Source organism: Pseudomonas sp. SMV7 (assembly GCF_052041995.1).
In the GTDB taxonomy this organism is placed as follows: domain Bacteria; phylum Pseudomonadota; class Gammaproteobacteria; order Pseudomonadales; family Pseudomonadaceae; genus Aquipseudomonas.
This window is the reverse complement of the sequence record NZ_JBKGGT010000018.1, coordinates 71,168-92,918: the sequence shown is the minus strand read 5'-3', so window position 1 is coordinate 92,918 and position 21,751 is coordinate 71,168. Positions and strand designations below refer to the sequence as shown.

At 62.6% G+C, this 21,751-nt stretch carries 17 protein-coding genes; 13 read left to right on the top strand and 4 right to left on the bottom strand.

The features are described 5' to 3' along the window. Positions 1-74: 74 nt before the first annotated feature. On the bottom strand, positions 75-380 hold the full coding sequence (locus ACLEJP_RS20275; RefSeq protein WP_289133477.1) for a hypothetical protein: 306 nt from the start codon (positions 378-380) through the stop codon (positions 75-77). 126 nt (positions 381-506) lie between these two features. On the opposite strand from ACLEJP_RS20275, the gene ACLEJP_RS20270 reads away from it, so the two are divergent. Further along, positions 507-977: an Lrp/AsnC family transcriptional regulator gene (locus ACLEJP_RS20270; protein WP_043198918.1), complete on the top strand. Its 471-nt coding sequence runs from the start codon at positions 507-509 to the stop codon at positions 975-977. A gap of 117 nt (positions 978-1,094) precedes the next feature. On the opposite strand, the gene ACLEJP_RS20265 is transcribed toward ACLEJP_RS20270, so the two are convergent. Continuing rightward, complete coding sequence (locus ACLEJP_RS20265; RefSeq protein WP_440809229.1) at positions 1,095-2,462, bottom strand: CYTH domain-containing protein; 1,368 nt, start codon at positions 2,460-2,462, stop codon at positions 1,095-1,097. 115 nt (positions 2,463-2,577) lie between these two features. Between ACLEJP_RS20265 and argE the strand changes: the two genes are divergently transcribed. Together argE and argA are read left to right on the top strand one after the other, a co-directional pair. Further along, the gene (gene argE / locus ACLEJP_RS20260) at positions 2,578-3,720 is read left to right on the top strand and encodes an acetylornithine deacetylase (RefSeq protein WP_440809226.1); all 1,143 of its coding nucleotides are present in this window, start codon (positions 2,578-2,580) and stop codon (positions 3,718-3,720) included. Between the two features lie 124 nt (positions 3,721-3,844). Continuing rightward, positions 3,845-5,143 (top strand): amino-acid N-acetyltransferase, encoded by a 1,299-nt coding sequence (argA, locus tag ACLEJP_RS20255; RefSeq protein WP_170033615.1) that lies wholly within the window; start codon positions 3,845-3,847, stop codon positions 5,141-5,143. Positions 5,144-5,294: 151 nt separating this feature from the next. Here argA and ACLEJP_RS20250 read toward each other — a convergent pair whose 3' ends face one another. Beyond that, complete coding sequence (locus ACLEJP_RS20250; RefSeq protein WP_225779682.1) at positions 5,295-6,671, bottom strand: glutamine synthetase family protein; 1,377 nt, start codon at positions 6,669-6,671, stop codon at positions 5,295-5,297. 574 nt (positions 6,672-7,245) lie between these two features. On the opposite strand from ACLEJP_RS20250, the gene ACLEJP_RS20245 reads away from it, so the two are divergent. The 7 genes from ACLEJP_RS20245 to ACLEJP_RS20215 all read left to right on the top strand — a co-directional run bounded on the left by ACLEJP_RS20245 (position 7,246) and on the right by ACLEJP_RS20215 (position 15,554). Then, positions 7,246-8,604: a glutamine synthetase family protein gene (locus ACLEJP_RS20245; protein WP_440809223.1), complete on the top strand. Its 1,359-nt coding sequence runs from the start codon at positions 7,246-7,248 to the stop codon at positions 8,602-8,604. Positions 8,605-8,650: 46 nt separating this feature from the next. Then, positions 8,651-10,012, top strand: a complete 1,362-nt coding sequence (locus tag ACLEJP_RS20240; protein WP_225779680.1) for an aspartate aminotransferase family protein — start codon at positions 8,651-8,653, stop codon at positions 10,010-10,012. A gap of 169 nt (positions 10,013-10,181) precedes the next feature. Next, positions 10,182-11,279 carry a polyamine ABC transporter substrate-binding protein gene (locus ACLEJP_RS20235; protein WP_440809220.1) on the top strand — a complete coding sequence of 366 codons (1,098 nt, stop codon included), beginning with the start codon at positions 10,182-10,184 and terminating at the stop codon, positions 11,277-11,279. Positions 11,280-11,438: 159 nt separating this feature from the next. Next, a complete protein-coding gene (locus tag ACLEJP_RS20230) occupies positions 11,439-12,533 on the top strand; it encodes a polyamine ABC transporter substrate-binding protein (RefSeq protein WP_440809218.1) in 1,095 nt (364 codons plus the stop codon). A gap of 71 nt (positions 12,534-12,604) precedes the next feature. Then, positions 12,605-13,747: a polyamine ABC transporter ATP-binding protein gene (gene potA / locus ACLEJP_RS20225; protein ID WP_186672017.1), complete on the top strand. Its 1,143-nt coding sequence runs from the start codon at positions 12,605-12,607 to the stop codon at positions 13,745-13,747. 35 nt (positions 13,748-13,782) lie between these two features. Continuing rightward, positions 13,783-14,664, top strand: a complete 882-nt coding sequence (locus ACLEJP_RS20220; protein WP_225780768.1) for an ABC transporter permease subunit — start codon at positions 13,783-13,785, stop codon at positions 14,662-14,664. Beyond that, complete coding sequence (locus tag ACLEJP_RS20215) at positions 14,661-15,554, top strand: ABC transporter permease subunit (protein WP_186672019.1); 894 nt, start codon at positions 14,661-14,663, stop codon at positions 15,552-15,554. The genes ACLEJP_RS20220 and ACLEJP_RS20215 overlap by 4 nt, the downstream gene beginning before the upstream one ends. A 106-nt stretch (positions 15,555-15,660) precedes the next feature. Here ACLEJP_RS20215 and ACLEJP_RS20210 read toward each other — a convergent pair whose 3' ends face one another. Beyond that, entirely contained in the window at positions 15,661-16,116 is a 456-nt protein-coding gene (locus ACLEJP_RS20210) for an REP-associated tyrosine transposase (protein WP_440809214.1), read from the bottom strand. Positions 16,117-16,431: 315 nt separating this feature from the next. Between ACLEJP_RS20210 and ACLEJP_RS20205 the strand changes: the two genes are divergently transcribed. Genes ACLEJP_RS20205 through ACLEJP_RS20195 form a run of 3 tightly spaced genes read left to right on the top strand, consistent with a single transcriptional unit; the run spans position 16,432 to position 21,643 of the window. After that, positions 16,432-17,520: an efflux RND transporter periplasmic adaptor subunit gene (locus tag ACLEJP_RS20205; protein WP_440809213.1), complete on the top strand. Its 1,089-nt coding sequence runs from the start codon at positions 16,432-16,434 to the stop codon at positions 17,518-17,520. Beyond that, positions 17,517-18,584, top strand: coding sequence for an efflux RND transporter periplasmic adaptor subunit (locus tag ACLEJP_RS20200; protein WP_440809210.1), 1,068 nt, complete (start codon positions 17,517-17,519; stop codon positions 18,582-18,584). Before ACLEJP_RS20205 ends, ACLEJP_RS20200 begins: the two co-directional genes overlap by 4 nt. Then, positions 18,581-21,643: an efflux RND transporter permease subunit gene (locus ACLEJP_RS20195; RefSeq protein ID WP_440809208.1), complete on the top strand. Its 3,063-nt coding sequence runs from the start codon at positions 18,581-18,583 to the stop codon at positions 21,641-21,643. Before ACLEJP_RS20200 ends, ACLEJP_RS20195 begins: the two co-directional genes overlap by 4 nt. Positions 21,644-21,751 lie beyond the last annotated feature (108 nt).

The window sequence follows — 21,751 nt, the reverse complement described above, 5'->3', positions numbered from 1 at the left end:
TGGCTGGAGTGAAGGGTTTCTGAATCTTGCTGTTTACTCGCAGGTAAACCAGTTCCCGCAGAACAGCGAACCGTTCAGACCACTGCCAGCTCCACCCGCTGCAGGTTGGTCAGGCTCACCTCGCCCACACACACCAGATTGCGCAGCTTCTGCGCGATCACCTCGGCCCGGTGCCAGCTCAGCCCGCCGATGCCGACTTCGATATCCAGCCAGTCATCCTGTTGGCTGACCTGCACGCTGTGCGGGGTCAGGAATTGCAGGGCAAACAGGTTGAGCACCCGGCACAGGCTGTCAGGCTCGGCTTCGGCCTGCAGGCGGTAGTGCACGGTGCTATGGGCATTGGTGGCGGCCCAGGCGTCGGTTCGGGGTTGTGCGTTCATGCTGGTCTCCGCAGATGTGGGAGAAATTCTTGCACGTTGGCAGCGGTATTTTTTCGCTATGATTCAGCCATTTCGCGTTATTTACGAATAGAAATATTCATCTGCAGACGCTTTGGAGAATAGTCAATGCATAGCGAGCTGGATGCCTATGACCGCCGTATCCTCGAACTCTTGCAGGAGGACGCTTCGCTCTCCAGCGCACAGATCGCCGAACGCGTGGGGCTGTCGCAATCGCCGTGCTGGCGACGCATCCAGCGTTTGAAGGAGGAGGGGGTGATCCGCGGGCAAGTGACGTTGCTGGACCGCAAGAAGGTCGGCCTGAATACGCAGATCTTCGCCGAAGTGAAGCTGAATGCTCACGGGCGCTCCAATTTCACCGAGTTCACCGAGGCGATCCGCGGGTTTCCGGAGGTGCTGGAGTGTTATGTGCTGATGGGGTCGGTGGATTTTCTGCTGCGGATCGTCACGTCCGATATCGAGGCTTATGAGCGGTTCTTCTTCGAAAAACTGTCGAACGTGCCGGGTATCCAGGAGGTGAACTCGATCGTGGCGCTGTCGGAGATCAAGTCCACCACCAGCCTGCCTCTGTCGCGTTAAGGCATTCGCGGCGGTTCGGCGCCCCGACTCGCCCGCTCCCACAGCTACTGCGCAGGCCTTAGGTTCGGCGCAGTTCCCTGTGGGAGCGGGCAAGCCCGCGAAGCAGGCGACACGGTATCAGGCCTTGAGCAGGTGTTTCCAGCCGCGGCTCTGATCAACAACCCTTGCCTGTTCCACACGCGCTTCCAGCACCTCATCGCTGATCGGCTGCTCGGCCAGCTCGTGCAGTTTCTTCAGGTCGCCGTACAGGCGGTCCATCTGTGGCGCCTCCAGCACCTGGCGGGCATGGTGCAGCCAGGCCAGCAGCTGCTCGATACGTGGCAATTGCTCGGCCAGGTCTTCCGGGCGCTGGGTGTACAGCGGCAGCTTCAACGCACGGCCCTCTTCACCCAGCAGGTGTGCCAGCCAGCTGGCCAGTTGCGCCTTGCCCTGGCGTTCGCCACGGCCTTTACGTTCAACGGTCCAGGCACGGGCCAGCAGCCAGCGCGAGGTTTCCAGCGAGAACTGGCCCCAACGCACGTCTTCCAGCTCTTCGGCGAACTGCTCGGGGGCCGCGCGGCGGATATCTTCGTCATCGTTACCGGCCTGTACCAGCGGGCGCCAGTCTTCCAGCAGGGCATCGAGGCTGCTGCGCAGCTCGCGGGTGGTGGCACGCGGGGCAGCCTGGCCCAGGCTGGCGGTCAGGGCACGCAGTTCGCTCAGGCACTCGACCCAGTCCTGCAGCAGGCGCCAGTGGCCGTTGTGGCGGTACTGCTCGGCCAGGCGCTGGCTGCTGCCCAGCAGTTGCCAGGCCAGTGCGGCATAGGCATCGTCCACGGCGGTTTCGGCTTCCAGCTCGGCGTGTGGCAGGCCCAGCTCGTAGCTGTCCGGCTCCAGCAGGCGGTAGCCACGCTCGGCCTTGCTGATATCGCAGGGCATCAGCGGCAGGCTGGCGGCTAGCTCGGCAGCCAGTTCCAGCAGGGCCTGCGGTTCACCTTCGCGCAGTTCCAGCTCCAGCTCGCAGATCTCTTCCTTGTGCTTGCCGGCGATCACGAAGCCCTGGTCAAGCGCCGCCTCGATCACCACCTTGCTCTTGCCACGGCCCCAGGCGATTTCGGCGTATTCACGGCTGAAGTCGGTGGTGAACAGCGGTTTGATGGTTTTCTTGTCGAGGTTGGCCAGTTGCGCGGGCCAGCAGGTGGCGTCGAGCTTTTTCAGGTCGAGCTTGACCTTGTCCAGTGGCCATTCGTACTCATTGCGCTCGGACAGGCCGGCGACGCTCTGGCCGCGGCACTTGAGGGTCTGGATGATGGCTTCGCCGTCGCGGCGCAGGCGCAGGGCGACACGGGCGGCGGAAAGCTCGCGCTCGGGGGTGTCGAAGTACTGGTTGAGCAGTTCGCGGGTCTGCCAGCCGGACTTGTTGCGCTTTTTCAGCAGAGGGTGCTCGCGCAGGGCGGCAAGGGTCTCGCGGCTGGCGCGGAGCTTGAGTTCGGTTTCTTTGTGCATCACAGGCTCGAAAGAGGGGCGTGGTTGGCGGAGAGTCTACAGCAGTCGGCCGCCAACGGTTTATTCCAGACAGCGGATAGTCCTATGATGGGGCACGTTTCCGAGGAGTACGGGCATGCCGTTGCCAACGTTGAAAGACCAGTTTGCCGCCTTGATCGCCGCGCCCTCGGTCAGTTGCACCCAGCCAGCACTGGACCAGTCCAACCGCCAGGTCATCGACCTGCTGGCCGGCTGGCTGGGCGACCTTGGCTTCAACTGCGACATCCGCCAGGTCAGCCCCGGCAAGTTCAACCTGCTGGCCAGCCGCGGCAGCGGCCCAGGCGGCCTGGTGCTGGCGGGGCACAGCGACACCGTACCGTACGACGACCAGCTGTGGGCCAGCGACCCGCTGCGGCTGACCGAAGTCGATGGCCGCTGGGTCGGCCTGGGCAGTTGCGACATGAAGGGGTTCTTCGCCCTGGTCATCGAAGCGCTCATCCCGCTGCTGGAGCACGACTTCAAGCAGCCGCTGCTGATCCTCGCCACCTGTGATGAAGAAAGCTCGATGTCCGGGGCCCGCGCCCTGGCCGAAGCCGGCCAGCCGCTCGGCCGGGCGGCGGTGATCGGTGAGCCCACTGGCCTGCGGCCGATCCGCATGCACAAAGGCATCCTGATGGACCGCATCGACATCCTGGGGCGCAGCGGCCATTCCTCGGACCCAAGCCTGGGCCGCAGCGCCATGGAGGCCATGCACGCGGTGATGGGCGAGTTGATGGGGTTGCGCCAGCAATGGCAGCAACGTTACCGCAACCCGCAATTCACGGTGCCGACCCCGACCCTCAACTTCGGCTGCATCCATGGCGGCGACAACCCCAATCGCATCTGCGGCCAGTGCGCCCTGGAGTTCGACCTGCGCCCGCTGCCAGGCATGGACGTGGCGCAACTGCGCGCGGCCATCCGTGACAAGCTGGCGCCCGTGGCAGAGCGCTTCGAGGTGCGCATCGACTATGCACCGCTGTTCCCGGAGGTGCCGCCATTCGAGCAGGCTGCCGACGCCGAACTGGTGCAGGTGGCGGAGCGCCTCACCGGCCATCGCGCCGAAGCGGTGGCGTTCGGCACCGAAGCACCTTATCTTCAGCAGCTGGGCTGCCAGACCATCGTGCTGGGCCCTGGCGACATCGCCTGTGCCCACCAGCCCGGCGAATACCTTGAAATGTCACGAATCGAGCCTACCGTGCGTCTATTGCGTGACCTGATCCGGCATTACTGCCTGAACTAAACGTCAACCGAGCCGATTCGTTCCTGCCTAGAGGAGACCGCGCGTGACCGCAAGCCTGTTCCGACGATGATCCTGAACGCTCCCTGTATCGCCGTTCTCCGTCCACTTATCCACAGGCCCTGTCATGCCCGACTACGTCAACTGGCTGCGTCATGCCTCCCCGTACATCAATGCCCATCGCGACTGCACCTTCGTGGTCATGCTTCCTGGCGATGGGGTGGAACACCCTAATTTCGGCAACATCGTCCACGATCTGGTGTTGCTGCACAGCCTCGGCGTGCGCCTGGTGCTGGTGCATGGCTCACGCCCGCAGATCGAAAGCCGCCTGGCCGATCGTGGCCTGACCCCGCACTATCACCGGGGCCTGCGCATCACCGATGCCGCTACCCTGGATTGCGTGATCGATGCCGTCGGTGCCCTGCGCCTGGCCATCGAGGCGCGCCTGTCGATGGACATCGCCGCGTCGCCGATGCAGGGCTCGCGCCTGCGCGTGGCGTCCGGCAACCTGGTCACGGCGCGGCCGATCGGCGTGCTGGAAGGGGTGGACTACCACCACACCGGCGAAGTGCGCCGGGTCGACCGCAAGGGCATCAGCCGCCTGCTCGACGAGCGTTCCATCGTGCTGCTGTCGCCGTTGGGCTATTCGCCAACCGGGGAAATCTTCAACCTGGCTTGCGAAGACGTGGCCACCCGCGCCGCCATCGAGCTGGGTGCCGACAAGTTGCTGCTGTTCGGCGCCGAGCCCGGCCTGCTGGACGAGGACGGCAAGCTGGTGCGCGAGCTGCGCCCGCAGCAGGTTGCCCCGCATCTGCAGCGCCTGGGCAGCGACTACCAGGCCGAACTGCTGGATGCTGCCGCAGAAGCCTGCAAGGGCGGGGTGGCGCGCAGCCACATCGTCAGCTATGCCGAGGACGGCGCCCTGCTGACCGAGCTGTTCACCCGTGGCGGTGGCGGTACGCTGGTTTCGCAGGAGCAGTTCGAAGTGGTGCGCGAGGCGAGCATCGATGATGTCGGCGGCCTGCTGGAGCTGATCAGTCCCCTGGAAGAGCAGGGCATCCTGGTGCGCCGTTCGCGCGAGGTGCTGGAGCGGGAGATCGAACAGTTCAGCGTGGTTGAGCGCGAAGGCATGATCATCGCTTGTGCGGCGTTGTACCCGATTGCCGATTCCGATGCCGGTGAGCTGGCGTGCCTGGCGGTGAACCCGGAGTATCGCCACGGCGGGCGCGGCGATGAGCTGCTGGCGCGCATCGAGGGCCGGGCGCGGCAGGCGGGGCTCAAGACCCTGTTCGTGCTGACTACGCGCACCGCGCACTGGTTCCGCGAGCGCGGGTTTGCGCCGAGTGGCGTGGAACGGCTGCCGGCGGCGCGGGCTTCGCTGTACAACTACCAGCGCAATTCGAAGATCTTCGAGAAGCCGCTGTAAGCCTGTATTGGCCTGTTCGCGGGCTCGCCCGCTGGCACAGGTACACCGCAGGCTTCACACCTTGTGATTACCCTGTGGGAGCGGGCAAGCCCGCGAAGCAGGCGACACCGATCTCAAACGAGAACGCCGCCCTTGGGGGCGGCGTTTTCGTCTACACGGTATGCAGGTACCAGTTGTACTCGAGGTCGGAAATCGAATGCTCGAATTCCTCCAGCTCGCTCTCCTTGCACGCGACGAAGATGTCGATGTACTTCGGATCGATGTACTTGTTGAGGATTTCGCTGTCGTCCAGCTCGCGCAGCGCATCGCGCAAGTTGTTCGGCAGGCTCTGCTCCAGCTGCTCGTACGAGTTGCCTTCGATCGGCTCACCCGGCTCGATCTGGTTGGTCAGGCCATGGTGCACGCCCGCCAGCACGGCAGCCATCATCAGGTACGGGTTGGCATCGGCACCGGCCACGCGGTGCTCGATACGCACGGCGTCCGGCGAGCCGGTTGGCACGCGCAGGGCCACGGTGCGGTTGTCCAGGCCCCAGCTTGGCGCGTTCGGTACATAGAACTGCGCACCAAAGCGACGGTACGAGTTGACGTTCGGGCACAGGAACGCCATGGACGCGGGCAGGGTCTCGAGCACACCGCCGACAGCGTGACGTAGCGCGGCGTTCTGCTCGGGATCCTCGCTGGTGAAGATGTTGTTGCCATCTTTGTCCAGCACGGAAATGTGTACATGCAGGCCGTTGCCTGCCTGGCCCGGGTAGGGCTTGGCCATGAAGGTGGTGTCCATTTCATGGTCGTAGGCGATGTTCTTGATCAACCGCTTCAGCAGTACGGCATAGTCGCAGGCCTTGAGCGGGTCGGGCACGTGGTGCAGGTTGACTTCGAACTGCGCCGGGGCGCTTTCCTTGACGATGGCGTCGGCCGGGATGCCTTGTTCCTTCGCGCCTTCGAGGATGTCCTGCAGGCAGTCGGCATATTCGTCGAGGTCGTCGATCAGGTAGACCTGGGTCGACTGCGGGCGTTTGCCGGAGATTGGCGAGCGCGGCGGCTGCGGGCGGCCGTTCACGTTCTCCTGGTCGATCAGGTAGAACTCCAGCTCGAACGCGGCACAGATGGTCAGGCCCATCTCGGTGAACTTGCTCACGACCTGGCGCAGGACTTCACGCGGGTCGGCGAAGAACGGCTCGCCTTCAAGTTCGTGCATGGTCATCAGCAACTGGGCGGTCGGGCGCTTCTGCCAGGGTTCGTTGGAGAGGGTGCCAGGGATCGGGTAGCAGATGCGGTCGGCATCGCCGATGTCCAGGCCAAGCCCTGTGCTTTCGACGGTGGAACCGTTGATGTCCAGGGCGAAGAGGGAGGCAGGCAGGTTGATGCCCTTCTCGTAAACCTTGTGGAGGCTGGTGCGCTCGATGCGCTTGCCACGCACCACACCATTCATATCTGCAATCAGAAGGTCAACGTAGAGAACCTCAGGATGTTCCTTAAGGAACGCGTTCGCTTCGTTAAGCTGAACGGCACGCGGGGGTACCGACATGATGCAACACCTTTGTTGTTAAAAATATCAATCAAGGGGGGCTTGCAGGACCAGTCAATCGAAAACCCAAACTGATGTCAAGCCAACCCCATGATGCCCTGAAATGGCTCATCGACGGCAGATTTGCTGCATATCGGGGCAAGCCATTATCCGCTATTTCCCGCTCGAAGGGCTATCTCCGACAAGCCGTGTTTTATTTTTTACGGAGGTGTTGTGTAAAAAAATGAACAAGGCTAAGCTCGGTCTCAACCCAGAACACAATAATACGAGGGTCACATGGTCCGCTTGCCGCGACCTGAAAGCACTGCCTGCGCAGTGCCATCGGGTACCTCCGTCAATTTTGCAAGCTTCGTCAATGGCGTGGCCGCCATGGCCGCAATAATTGACGTTTGGCAGCCCCGGACTCGCCCTCGCAGCGGCTTGCCGCCCTTCGTTTCGTCTTCCTGCCCTTCGAACTCATTACGGATGCACCTGTTTCCAGTGTATCCAGTGTGGCTCTGCGCGGGGGTTTTTGCTTTAGCAATCTACTCCATCCAGAATCAGTGCGCGGCCCACCTTACCTCCTGAGGTATTTATGAGTAACAACCTCGACCAGCTCACCGATTGGTTGAAAGAGCACAAGATCACCGAAGTCGAATGCATGATCAGCGACCTGACCGGCATCACGCGCGGCAAGATTTCGCCTACCAACAAGTTCATCGCCGAAAAAGGCATGCGCCTGCCCGAGAGCGTGCTGCTGCAGACCGTGACCGGCGACTACGTTGACGACGACATCTATTACGAACTGCTCGACCCGGCCGACATCGACATGATCTGCCGCCCCGACGAGAACGCTGTGTTCCTGGTGCCGTGGGCCATCGAGCCGACCGCGCAGGTCATCCACGACACCTACGACAAGAAGGGCAACCCGGTCGAACTGTCGCCACGCAACGTGCTGAAGAAAGTCCTCAAGCTCTACGCTGACAAGGGCTGGCAGCCGATTGTCGCGCCGGAGATGGAGTTCTACCTGACCAAGCGCAGCGAAGACCCGGACTTCCCCCTGCAGCCCCCGGTAGGCCGTTCGGGCCGCCCGGAAACCGGCCGCCAGTCGTTCTCGATCGAAGCCGCCAACGAATTCGACCCGCTGTTCGAAGATGTCTACGACTGGTGCGAACTGCAGCAGCTGGACCTGGACACGCTGATCCACGAAGACGGCACCGCGCAGATGGAGATCAACTTCCGGCACGGCAATGCCCTGCACCTGGCCGACCAGATCCTGGTGTTCAAGCGCACCATGCGCGAGGCCGCGCTCAAGCACAACGTGGCCGCCACCTTCATGGCCAAGCCCATGACCGGCGAGCCAGGCAGTGCCATGCACCTGCACCAGAGCGTGGTCGACGTGGCCACCGGCAAGAACATCTTCAGCAATGAAGATGGCAGCATGAGCGAGCTGTTCCTGCACTACATTGGCGGGCTGCAGAAGTTCATCCCCGAGGCGCTGCCGCTGTTCGCGCCCAACGTCAACTCGTTCCGCCGTTTCCTGCCCGACACCTCGGCGCCGGTGAACGTGGAGTGGGGCGAAGAGAACCGCACCGTCGGCCTGCGCGTGCCGGATGCCGGCCCGCAAAGCCGCCGGGTCGAGAACCGCTTGCCGGGCGCCGACGCCAACCCGTACCTGGCGATTGCCGCCAGCCTGCTGTGTGGCTACATCGGCATGGTCGAAGGCATCGAGGCCAGTGCGCCGGTACAGGGCCGTGGCTATGAGCGCCGCAACCTGCGCCTGCCGCTGACGATCGAGGACGCCCTGGAACGCATGGAGAACAGCCGCGCGCTGGTGCAGTACCTGGGCAAGAAATTCATCACCGGCTACGTCGCCACCAAGCGCGCCGAGCACGAGAACTTCAAACGCGTCATCAGCTCCTGGGAGCGAGAGTTCCTGCTGTTCGCTGTCTGATCAACCCTGAGGCCGCCCGTGCGGCCGCCGGAAACTGGAGAGGCACATGAGCGTCAACAACCCGCAAACCCGTGAATGGCAAAACCTGAGCGGCGAGCACCACCTGGCCCCCTTCTCTGACTACAAGCAGCTGAAGGAGAAGGGACCGCGCATCATCACCAAGGCGCAAGGTGTGCATTTGTGGGACAGCGAGGGGCACAAGATTCTCGACGGCATGGCTGGCCTGTGGTGCGTGGCGGTGGGCTATGGCCGTGAAGAACTGGTGCAGGCGGCAGAAAGGCAGATGCGCGAGCTGCCGTACTACAACCTGTTCTTCCAGACCGCCCACCCGCCGGCGCTGGAACTGGCCAAGGCGATCACCGACGTGGCGCCGGCAGGCATGACCCATGTGTTCTTCACCGGCTCTGGCTCCGAAGGCAACGACACCGTGCTGCGCATGGTCCGCCACTACTGGGCACTGAAAGGCAAGCCGCAGAAGCAGACCATCATCGGCCGTATCAACGGCTACCACGGCTCCACCGTGGCCGGTGCCAGCCTGGGCGGCATGAGCGGCATGCACGAGCAAGGCGGCCTGCCGATTCCCGGCATCGTGCATATTCCGCAGCCGTACTGGTTCGGCGAAGGCGGCGACATGACCCCGGACCAGTTCGGCGTGTGGGCGGCCGAACAGCTGGAGAAGAAAATCCTCGAAGTTGGCGAAGACAACGTGGCTGCCTTCATCGCCGAGCCGATCCAGGGCGCCGGCGGCGTGATCATCCCGCCGGACACCTACTGGCCGAAGGTGAAGGAGATTCTCGCCCGTTACGACATCCTGTTCGTCGCCGACGAAGTGATCTGCGGCTTCGGCCGTACCGGCGAGTGGTTCGGCTCCGACTACTACGACCTCAAGCCGGACCTGATGACCATCGCCAAGGGCCTGACCTCCGGTTACATCCCCATGGGCGGTGTGATCGTCCGTGACAAGGTGGCCCAGGTGTTGAGCGAAGGTGGCGACTTCAACCACGGCTTCACCTACTCCGGACACCCGGTGGCCGCTGCAGTGGGCCTGGAAAACCTGCGCATCCTGCGCGACGAGCACATCGTCGAGAAGGCGCGCAGCGAAGCGGCACCGTATTTGCAAAAGCGTTTGCGTGAACTGCAGGACCACCCGCTGGTGGGCGAAGTACGCGGCCTGGGATTGCTCGGCGCGATCGAGCTGGTCAAGGACAAGGCGACCCGTAGTCGTCATGAAGGCAAGGGCGTAGGCATGATCTGCCGCACGTTCTGCTTTGAAAACGGCCTGATCATGCGTGCGGTGGGTGACACCATGATCATTGCGCCACCGCTGGTCATCAGCCACGCCGAGATCGATGAGCTGGTGGAAAAGGCGCGCAAATGCCTCGACTTGACGCTGGAGGCGATTCGCTAGGCGTTTGCTAGGCTAGCGGTGTGACATTAAGTGGTTACAAGGCCCTGCTTTTGTTGAAACAGAGCCTTGTACCTTGCCAGACTAGCGGCTGTTTCAGTCGCCGCGCGCTCTGCACCGTAGGTCCTGGCTACTGAACAGATGGCTAAATAAAAATTCCGGAGCATTACGCATGAGTAAAATGGGCAAGACGTTGCTGGCCGCAGCCCTGATGGGTGCCATGGCCACCGCTGTTCAGGCTGAAGACAAGGTGTTGAACGTCTACAACTGGTCGGACTATATCGCGCCGGACACCATCGCCAAGTTCGAGAAGCAGACCGGTATCAAGGTCAAGTACGACGTGTTCGACAGCAACGAAACCCTCGAGGCCAAGCTGCTGGCCGGCAAGTCGGGTTACGACATCGTGGTGCCGTCCAACAACTTCCTGGCCAAGCAGATCAAGGCTGGCGTGTACGAGGAACTGGACCGCTCCAAACTGCCGAACTGGAAGAACCTCGACCCGGACCTGCTCAAGGCCGTTGGCGATGCCAGCGACAAGGACAACAAGCACGCCTTCCCGTACATGTGGGGCTCGATCGGCATCGGCTACAACCCGGAGAAGGTCAAGGCCGCGCTGGGCGTGGACAAGATCGACTCGTGGGACGTGGTGTTCAAGCCTGAGAACATCGCCAAGCTCAAGAGCTGCGGCGTGAGCTTCCTCGATGCCCCGACCGAAATGCTCCCGGCTGCGCTGCACTACCTGGGCAAGCCGACCGACAGCACCAAGAAGGAAGACCTGAAGGCCGCCGAGGACCTGTTCCTCAAGATCCGTCCTTCGATCACCTACTTCCACTCGTCCAAGTACATTGGCGACATGGCCAACGGCAACATCTGCGTAGCCGTCGGTTACTCGGGTGACCTGGAGCAGTCCAAGGCCCGTGCCCACGAAGCCGGCGACAAGGTCAAGGTCGAGTACGTCATTCCGAAGGAAGGTGCCGGTACCTTCTACGACATGGTCGCCATCCCCAAGGATGCCGAGCACAAAGACGCTGCCTACCAGTTCATGAACTTCCTGATGCAGCCGGAAATCATGGCCGAGATCACCAACGCTGTGCGCTTCCCGAACGGCAACGCTGCCGCCACCCAGTTCGTGGACAAGGAAATCACCAGCGATCCAAGCATCTATCCGCCAGCTGAAGTGAAGAAACAGCTGTATGCCATCGCTGCTCCTGAAGCCAAGGCCCAGCGTGACATCACCCGTAGCTGGACCAAGATCAAGTCGGGCAAGTAAGCCCGGTGCAGCACCTCTGGGCCGGGATACCCGGCCCAGAGCCAGTAAAAGGCAATTGATGATTGCGGCATCGAAGCTGCGAAGGTAAGTTGCGCGCCGGTTTTGCGTGTGCGGCAGCACTGTCGCTACCCGGGCACTGATTGTAAAAGGAGCACCCACTTGTCCATTTCTGTATTCCGCAAGGCCTTGATGGCTGGTGCGGGCCTGACGCTGGCATGCAGCGTCCAAGCGGCGCCTACGGTGCACTTCTACAACTGGTCCGACTATATCGGCCCGAACACGCTCGCGGACTTCGAGAAGGCGACGGGCATCAAGCCCGTGCAGGACGTATTCGATTCCAACGAAACCCTGGAAGGCAAACTGCTGGCCGGCAACACCGGCTATGACGTGGTGGTGCCATCCAACCATTTCCTCGGCAAGCAGATCAAGGCGGGCGCGTTCCAGAAGCTCGACAAGAGCCTGCTGCCCAATTACGCCAACCTCGACCCGGCGTTGATGAAACGCCTGGAAAAGAACGACCCGGGCAATCAGTACGCGGTGCCATACCTGTGGGGCACCAACGGCATCGGTTACAACGTCGACAAGGTGAAGGCCGCGCTGGGCGTTGACACCATCGACTCCTGGGCCGTGCTGTTCGAACCGGAGAACATGAAGAAGCTCTCCAAGTGCGGCGTGGCCTTCCTCGACTCGGCGGACGAGATGTTGCCGGCGGTGCTCAACTACATGGGGCTGGACCCCAACAGCAGCAACGCCAAGGACTACCAGGCCGCCGAGAAGAAGTTGCTGGCGGTACGCCCATACGTGACCTATTTCCACTCGTCCAAGTACATCACCGACCTGGCCAACGGCGACATCTGCGTCGCGGCAGGTTTCTCGGGTGATGTGTTCCAGGCCAGGACCCGCGCTGAAGAAGCGAAAAAGGGTGTGAACCTGGCCTACGCGATTCCCAAGGAAGGCGGCAACCTCTGGTTCGATGTGCTGGCGATCCCCAAGGACGCCAGGAATGTCAAAGAGGCGCACGCCTTCATCAACTATTTGCTGAAGCCTGAGGTTATCGCCCAGGTCAGTGATTACGTCGGTTACGCCAACCCGAACCCCAAGGCTGGCGACCTGATGGACCAGGCCGTGAGGACTGACGCCGCGGTTTACCCACCGCAGGAAGTGCTGGACAAGATGTTCGTGAATGCAGAGTTGCCACCCAAGGTGCAACGGCTGATGACCCGTAGCTGGACCAAGGTCAAGTCGGGCAAGTAAAAATCCAGGCCCGTGGCGGCACCTGCAGAGCAGGCCACGCGGGCACAAAAATCTTGTTGGGAGTTTCACTCATGGCAGTTGCCTCCGGTGCCTATAAAAAAGCCCTCGAGGGTGGCCAGCAACCCAAGCAGGTGCTGGTCAAGATCGACCGGGTCACGAAAAAATTCGACGAAACGGTAGCCGTGGACGATGTGTCCCTGGAAATCCGCAAGGGTGAGATCTTTGCCCTGCTGGGTGGCTCCGGTTCCGGCAAGTCCACGTTGCTGCGCATGCTGGCCGGTTTCGAGCGCCCGACCGAAGGGCGGATTTTCCTCGATGGCGTCGACATCACCGACATGCCGCCCTACGAGCGGCCGATCAACATGATGTTCCAGTCCTATGCGCTGTTCCCGCACATGACCGTGGCTCAGAACATCGCCTTCGGCCTGCAGCAGGACAAGATGCCCAAGGCCGAGATCGATGCCCGCGTGGCCGAGATGCTCAAGCTGGTGCACATGACCCAGTATGCCAAGCGCAAGCCGCACCAGCTGTCCGGTGGCCAGCGCCAGCGCGTGGCCCTGGCCCGCTCGCTGGCCAAGCGTCCCAAGCTGCTGCTGCTCGACGAGCCGATGGGCGCGCTGGACAAGAAGCTGCGTTCGCAGATGCAACTGGAACTGGTGGAAATCATCGAGCGCGTGGGCGTGACCTGCGTGATGGTGACCCACGACCAGGAAGAGGCCATGACCATGGCCCAGCGCATCGCCATCATGCATTTGGGCTGGATCGCCCAGATCGGCTCGCCGGTGGACATCTACGAGACCCCCACCAGCCGCCTGGTGTGCGAGTTCATCGGCAGCGTCAACCTGTTCGACGGTGAAGTGGTCGACGACGCCGAAGGCCACGCGATCATTGCCAGCCCCGAGCTTGAGCGCAAGATCTACGTGGGCCACGGCATCACCACCTCGGTGGAAGACAAGCACATCACCTACGCCCTGCGCCCGGAGAAGATGCTGGTCACCACCCAGCAACCGACCTGCGAGCACAACTGGTCGCGCGGCAAGGTCCACGACATCGCCTACCTCGGTGGCCACTCGGTGTTCTACGTCGAGCTGCCGAGCGGCAAGATCGTCCAGTCGTTCGTGGCCAACACTGAGCGCCAGGGCACCCGGCCGACCTGGGGCGACGAAGTGTACGTGTGGTGGGAAGACGACAGCGGCGTGGTACTGCGGTCATGAAGCCTCGCAAGCTCAAGCGAGCCTTCCAGCGCATCATTCCGGAGGGGCGGCACCTGGTGATCGGCGTGCCGTTCATCTGGCTGTTCCTGTTCTTCATGCTGCCGTTCTTCATCGTGCTGAAGATCAGCTTCGCCGAAGCCGATGTGGCGATCCCGCCCTACACCGAGATCTACAGCTACGTCGAGGACAAGGTCCAGCTCGTGCTGAACCTGGCCAACTATGGCCTGCTGACCGAAGACGAGCTGTACATCTCGGCCTACCTGGGTTCGCTGAAGATGGCCTTCTTCAGCACCCTGCTGTGCCTGTTGATCGGCTACCCGATGGCCTATGCCATCGCCAATGCCAGGAAGGAGACCCAGACGGTCCTGCTGCTGCTGATCATGATGCCGACCTGGACCGCGATCCTGATCCGCGTCTACGCCTGGATGGGCATCCTCAGCAACAACGGCCTGCTCAACGGCTTCCTGCTGTGGACCGGGCTGATCGACCAGCCGCTGCAGATCCTCAACACCAACCTGGCGGTCTATATCGGCGTGGTCTACTCGTACCTGCCGTTCATGATCCTGCCGCTGTTCGCCAACCTGGTGAAGCACGACCCGAGCTTGCTCGAAGCCGCTTCCGACCTGGGTTCGAGCACCTTCAACAGCTTCTGGAAGATTACCGTGCCGCTGTCGAAGAACGGCATCATCGCCGGCTGCATGCTGGTGTTCATCCCGGTGGTGGGCGAGTTTGTGATTCCGGAACTGCTTGGCGGCCCGGAAACCCTGATGATCGGCAAGGTGCTGTGGCAGGAATTCTTCAACAACCGTGACTGGCCGGTGGCCTCCGCGCTGGCGGTGGTGATGCTGGCGATCCTGATTGTGCCGATCCTGCTGTTCAACCGCAGCCAGGCCAAAGAAATGGAGGGCAGGGCATGAAGCGCTTCAGTTTCTCCAAGCTGATGCTGGTGCTCGGCTTGCTGTTCATCTACCTGCCGATGCTGATCCTGGTGATCTACTCGTTCAACGCCTCCAAGCTGGTGACCGTGTGGGGCGGCTGGTCGGTGAAGTGGTACGTCGGCCTGCTCGACAACACCCAGCTGATGGGCTCGGTGATGCGCTCGCTGGAAATCGCCTGCTATACAGCGGTGGCGGCGGTCGCGCTGGGTACCCTGGCGGCATTCGTGCTGACCCGCGTCACCCGGTTCAAGGGCCGCACCTTGTTCGGCGGCCTGGTCACCGCACCGCTGGTGATGCCCGAGGTGATCACCGGTCTGTCGCTGTTGCTGCTGTTCGTGGCCATGGCGCAGATGATCGGCTGGCCGCAGGAGCGGGGTATCGTCACCATCTGGATCGCCCACACCACGTTCTGTGCGGCGTATGTGGCGGTGGTGGTGTCGGCACGCCTGCGTGAGCTGGACCTGTCGATCGAAGAAGCAGCGATGGACCTGGGCGCCAAGCCGTGGAAGGTGTTCTTCCTGATCACCATTCCGATGATCGCGCCGTCGCTGGCGGCGGGCGGCATGATGTCGTTCGCGCTGTCGCTGGATGACCTGGTGCTGGCCAGCTTCGTCTCCGGCCCGGGTTCGACCACCTTGCCGATGGAAGTGTTCTCGGCGGTGCGCCTGGGGGTGAAACCGGAGATCAACGCCGTGGCCAGCCTGATCCTGCTGTCGGTGTCGCTGGTGACCTTCCTGGTCTGGTACTTCAGCCGCCAGGCCGAAGAGCGTCGCCGCAAGGCGATTCAGCAGGCGATCGAAGAGGGTGCGGCAGCCAACGCTTCGCAGCCGCAGGTCAAGCGGCCGGCGCAGGTTGCTGCTTCGGCCTGATCCGGCCTCTACGCGGGCTCGCCCGCTCCCTCAGGGACATCACAGCCTTAAGGTCAATGGTGATCCCTGTGGGAGCGGGTTTACCCGCGAAAGCCGCAGCACCTATTCAAAGCCAGGCTGCATCCCAATGTGGATAGTCCCTGACGCTTCTGACCAAGCCGGCTCGCAAGGGGTTGGCAATAATGTATCTGGCAACATGCACCGTGCTCTCCTCCCGCCGCAGTGCACGGTCCTGATATCCAGGCTGCCACACCGGATCATGCTCAACCCCCGCCTGATGCAAAACCAGACTGGACCTGGATTTGAACCTGCGCATCAAAGTGCCTAGCGTCGTGCCTTTCAATTCGATTAGCCAATGCAGATGGTCGGGCATCAGCACCCAGGCCAGAGACCGGCATGCGTATTCCTGGTCAGATTTCCGAAGTTGGTGAATGACCAGCCGGGCATGGTGGAAATCGTAGAACAGCGGCTTGCGCTGGTGGGTGACGGTGGTCAGCAGATAGAGCCGGCCAAATTCTGAATAGCGACCGCGGCGAAGCAGGTGAGACTGAGCTCGCGACATTGGCTTCTTCCTTGAAAAGCAGATGACTTTTCAAAGGTAGTGGCTGAGATGCAGGTGCTGTGTAGATGATGGTTTCTGGATATGGCAGAGATTTGTGGATGGCAGTACCGGCCCTTTCGCGGGTGAACCCGCTCCCACACGGTCATGTGCAGCCTCAGGGTTTGCGCAATCCCTGTGGGAGCGGGTTCACCCGCGAAGAGACCCGCACAGGCGCTGAAAATGCCTAACTGATCCTCGTCAGTGCTGTTTATCGAACCCTGAACTACGCTGACAGTCGCATCCCACAAATCATTTGTGCGCAAGCAAGGAGCCTGCATGACGTTGTTGCGTCCGCTGTCGGTCGTTTGCCTGGGGCTGTTGTACATGCTCACGGGCTGTAGCAAGGAAGAAGTCCCCGAGACACTGCCCCGGGTGGGCGTGCAGCAGGTCCAGCCGACCGACTTCGCCGCCAGGGTCACCCTGACCGGCGACGTACAGGCTCGCGTGCAGACCGACCTGTCGTTCCGCGTCGGCGGCAAGATCATCTCGCGCAGCGTCGATGTCGGCGACCACGTCAAGGCCAACCAGGTACTGGCGCGCCTGGACCCGAAAGACCTGCAGAACAATGTCGACTCGGCCAAGGCCGAGGTGTTCGCTGCCCAGGCGCGGGTCACCCAGAGCAGCGCCGCTTTCGTACGCCAGCAAAAACTGCTGCCCAAGGGCTACACCAGCCAGAGCGAATACGACGCTGCCGAGGCCGCCCTGCGCAGCGACCAGAGCGCACTCAAGGCCGCCCAGGCGCAATTGGCCGATGCCAATGAACAACTCAGCTACACCGCGCTGGTGTCCGAAGCCGATGGCGTAATCACCGAGCGCCAGGCCGAGGTTGGCCAGGTAGTGCAAGCGACCATGCCGATCTTCAGCCTGGCCCGCGACGGCGACCGCGATGCCGTGTTCAACGTCTATGAGTCGCTGCTGGTGGCGCCGCCCAGCGATGCCGGGGTGATCGTCAGCCTGCTGGACGACCCCAAGGTAAAGGCGCATGGCGTTGTCCGCGAAATCACCCCGACGGTGTCCGAGCAAAGCGGCACGGTTCAGGTCAAGGTCGGCCTCAGGGACGTGCCAGCGGCGATGCAGCTTGGCGCACCGGTAACCGCCACTACCAATGCCGAGGGGCGGCCCAGCATCGAGCTGCCCTGGTCCGCGTTGACCAAAGCTCTGCATGAGCCCGCGGTATGGGTGGTGGGCGAGGGCGACAAGGTGGAACTGCGCAAAGTTGAAGTCAGCCGTTACCTCACCGGCAGGATCGTGGTCGCCAGCGGCCTGAAAAGTGGCGAAACCGTGGTGGTCAATGGCGGGCAGTTGCTGCACCCCGGCATGCAGGTACAGAAGATCGATGCCAAGGCCAAGGGGGGTGAGCTATGAAGCGCCTGCTGATGATGCTGTCGGCCGGCATGCTGCTGGTCGGCTGCAGTAGCGAGGACGAAACGCCGGAGCCGATTCGGCCGGTGCTGTCGGTCAAGGTCGAACCCCAGGTGCAATCGCAGCTGGGCCGCTTTGCCGGCTCTATCCAGGCGCGTTTCGAAAGCACCCTGGGCTTTCGCGTGTCCGGGCGCATCGCCCGGCGCTGGCTGGATGTGGGTGCCCAGGTCAAGGCGGGGGACACGCTGGCCACGCTCGATCCGACCGACCAGCAGAACCAGTTGCGCGCCGCTGAAGGCGACCTGGCCAAAGTGCAGGCGCAATGGATCAACGCCCAGGCCGATGCCCGCCGCCAGCAGCAGTTGTATGACCGCGGCGTTGGCGCCCAGGCCCAGCTGGACATCGCCCAGACCAACCTGAAAACCACCAGTGCCGCGTTGGAGCAGGCGCGCGCGGCCGTCAGCCAGGCCCGTGACCAGCTCGACTACAGCACCCTGCGCAGCGACCATGCCGCGGTGATTACCGCCTGGAAAGCCGAAGCCGGGCAAACCGTCACCGCCGGCCAGGCCGTGGTGACCCTGGCCCGGCCAGACGTGAAGGAAGCGGTAATCGACCTGCCGATCGGCCTGGCCGAGCAGTTGAGCAAAGGGCTGACCTTTACCGTTGCCTCGCAACTCGACCCGACCATCAACACCACGGCCAGCCTGCGCGAACTGGAGCCCCAGGCCGACGCCACCACCCGTACCCGCCGCGCCCGCCTGACCCTGGCCAGCACGCCGGCGGCATTCCACCTGGGCACCGCCATCAGCGTGACCCTGAGTTCGGCGGTGACGCCGCGCAGCGAGCTGCCCCTGAGCGCCTTGCTCGAACGGGATGGCAAGACCCAGGTGTGGGTGATCGACCCGCAACAGAAAACCGTGGCCACCCGCGACGTGGCCCTGATCGACCGCACCGACCAGAGCATCGTCCTGACTTCCGGGGTACAGCCCGGTGAGCGGGTGGTGACGGCGGGCGTGAACAGCCTCAAGCCTGGCCAGAAGGTCACCTTCGACGAGGATGCGCAATGAAAGGAAGCTTCAACCTGTCCGACTGGGCACTCAAGCATCAATCGTTCGTCTGGTACCTGATGTTCGTTGCGCTGTTGATGGGGATCTTCTCCTACTTCAACCTGGGCCGTGAGGAAGACCCGTCGTTCACCATCAAGACCATGGTGATCCAGACTCGCTGGCCGGGCGCGACCCAGGACGAGACCCTTTACCAGGTCACCGACCGCATCGAGAAGAAGCTCGAGGAACTCGACTCGCTCGACTACACCAAAAGCTACACCCGCCCGGGTGAGTCCACGGTCTACGTGTACCTGCGCGACACCACCAAGGCCAAGGACATCCCGGAAATCTGGTACCAGGTGCGCAAGAAGATCCAGGACATTCGCGGTGAGTTCCCGGCCGGCATCCAGGGCCCGGGGTTCAACGACGAGTTCGGCGACGTGTTCGGCTCGATCTACGCCTTTACCGCCGACGGTCTGACCCTGCGCCAGCTGCGCGACTACGTGGAGCAGGCGCGGGCTGAGGTGCGTGACGTACCCAACATCGGCAAGATCGAGCTGATCGGCACCCAGGACGAAGTGCTGTACCTGAACTTCTCCACCCGCAAGCTGGCAGCCCTGGGCATCGACCAGCGCCAGGTGATGCAAGCACTGCAATCGCAGAACGCGGTGACCCCGGCCGGGGTGATCGAGGCGGGCCCGGAGCGCATTTCCGTGCGCACCACCGGGCAATTCGCCTCGGAAAAGGACCTGCAAACCGTCAACCTGAAGATCAACGACCGCTTCTTCCGCCTGGCCGACATCGCCGACATCGAGCGCGGCTACGTCGACCCACCTTCGCCGATGTTCCGCTACAACGGCCAGACAGCGCTGGGCCTGGCTATCGGCATGAAAGCCGGTGGCAACATCCAGGTGTTCGGCGCGGCACTGAAAAAACGCATGGACCGGGTGGTCGAGGACCTGCCGATAGGCGTCGGGGTGCATACCGTTTCCGACCAGGCCGTGGTGGTCAAGCAGGCGGTTGGCGGCTTCACCAGCGCGCTGTTCGAGGCGGTGGTGATCGTGCTCGGGGTGAGCTTTGTCAGCCTGGGGGTGCGCGCCGGCCTGGTGGTGGCCTGTTCGATCCCGCTGGTGCTGGCCATGGTGTTCGTGTTCATGGAATACAGCGGCATCACCATGCAGCGTATTTCGCTGGGTGCGCTGATCATTGCCCTGGGCCTGCTGGTGGACGACGCGATGATCACCGTGGAAGTCATGGTCACGCGGCTGGAGATGGGCGAAAGCAAGGAACAGGCGGCGACCTTCGCCTACACCTCGACGGCGTTTCCGATGCTCACCGGCACCTTGGTCACCGTGGCCGGGTTCGTGCCCATTGGCCTCAACGCCAGTTCGGCGGGCGAATATACCTTCACCCTGTTCGCGGTGATTGCCGTGGCCCTGCTGGTGTCGTGGATCGTGGCGGTGTTCTTTGCCCCGGTGCTGGGCGTGCACATGCTCAGCAGCAACCTCAAGGCCCATAATGCCGAGCCTGGCAGGCTCGGCCGGGCCTTCGAGCACGGCTTGCTGTGGTGCATGCGCAACCGCTGGCTGACCATCATCGGCACCGTGCTGCTGTTCGCCCTGGCGATCTTCTGCCAGCGTTTCGTGCAGAACCAGTTCTTCCCCTCCTCGGACCGCCCGGAAATCCTCGTCGACCTCAACCTGCCGCAGAACGCCTCGATCGAAGAGACGCGCAAGGTGGTCGACCGCTTCGAGGCGCGGATCAAGGACGACCCGGACCTGGTGCACTGGAGCACCTACATCGGCCAGGGCGCGATCCGCTTCTACCTGCCGCTCGACCAGCAGCTGCAGAACCCTTACTACGCACAGCTGGTGATCGTCAGCAAGGGCTTCGAAGAGCGCCAGGGCATGATGGAGCGGCTGCAGAAGATCCTGCATGAGGAATTCGTCGGCATCGGCACCAACGTGCAGTCCCTGGAGATGGGCCCGCCGGTGGGCCGGCCGATCCAGTACCGGGTCAGCGGCGCCAATATCGACGAGGTACGCAAGCATGCCATCGAGCTGGCCACCTTGCTCGACCAGAACGAACACATTGGCGAGATGATCTACGACTGGAACGAGCCAGGTAAGGTGCTGCGGGTGGAAATTGCCCAGGACAAGGCGCGCCAGCTGGGCCTGTCATCGGAAGACGTGGCCAATGTGATGAACAGCATCGTCAGCGGCGTCCAGATCACCCAGGTCAATGACAACATCTACCTGGTCGACGTGGTTGCCCGTGCGCAGGACAGCGAGCGTGGCTCGCCGGATACCCTGCAGAACCTGCAGATCCTCACCCCCAACGGCACCGCGATCCCGCTGCTGTCGTTCGCCACCGTGCGCTACGAGCTGGAGCAGCCGCTGGTGTGGCGCCGTGACCGCAAGCCGACCATTACCATCAAGGCCTCGGTCAATGGCGACATCCAGCCCACCGACCTGGTGGCCCAGCTGAAGCCGAAGATCGACGAGTTCGCCAGCAAGCTGCCGGTGGGCTTCGAAGTGGCTACCGGCGGTACGGTGGAAGAGAGCGCCAAGGCGCAAGGCCCGATCCGCAAGGTTATCCCGCTGATGCTGTTCCTGATGGCGACCTTCCTGATGATCCAGTTGCACAGTGTGCAGAAGCTGTTCCTGGTGGTCAGCGTGGCACCGCTTGGGCTTATCGGCGTGGTGCTGGCGTTGGTGCCCACCGGCACGCCGATGGGCTTCGTGGCGATTCTCGGGATTCTCGCGCTGGCGGGCATCATCATTCGTAACTCGGTGATCCTGGTGACCCAGATCGACGAGTTCGAGGCACAAGGCCTGTCGCCGTGGGATGCGGTGGTGGAGGCTACCAATCACCGGCGCCGGCCGATCCTGTTGACCGCAGCGGCGGCGAGCCTGGGCATGATCCCGATTGCCCGCGAGGTGTTCTGGGGGCCGATGGCCTACGCCATGATTGGTGGGATCATCGTGGCGACCCTGCTGACACTGTTGTTCCTGCCAGCGTTGTATGTGGCCTGGTACAAGATCCGCGAGCCTGAAAACAAGACCGAAACCCAGCACTGAACCCTGTGGGAGCGGGCGTGCCCGCGAATGCGATGGTGAATTCACTGACGCATTCGCGGGCACGCTCGCTCCTACAGGAGCCTTCTGTTGTCTTCAAAACGAGATTTT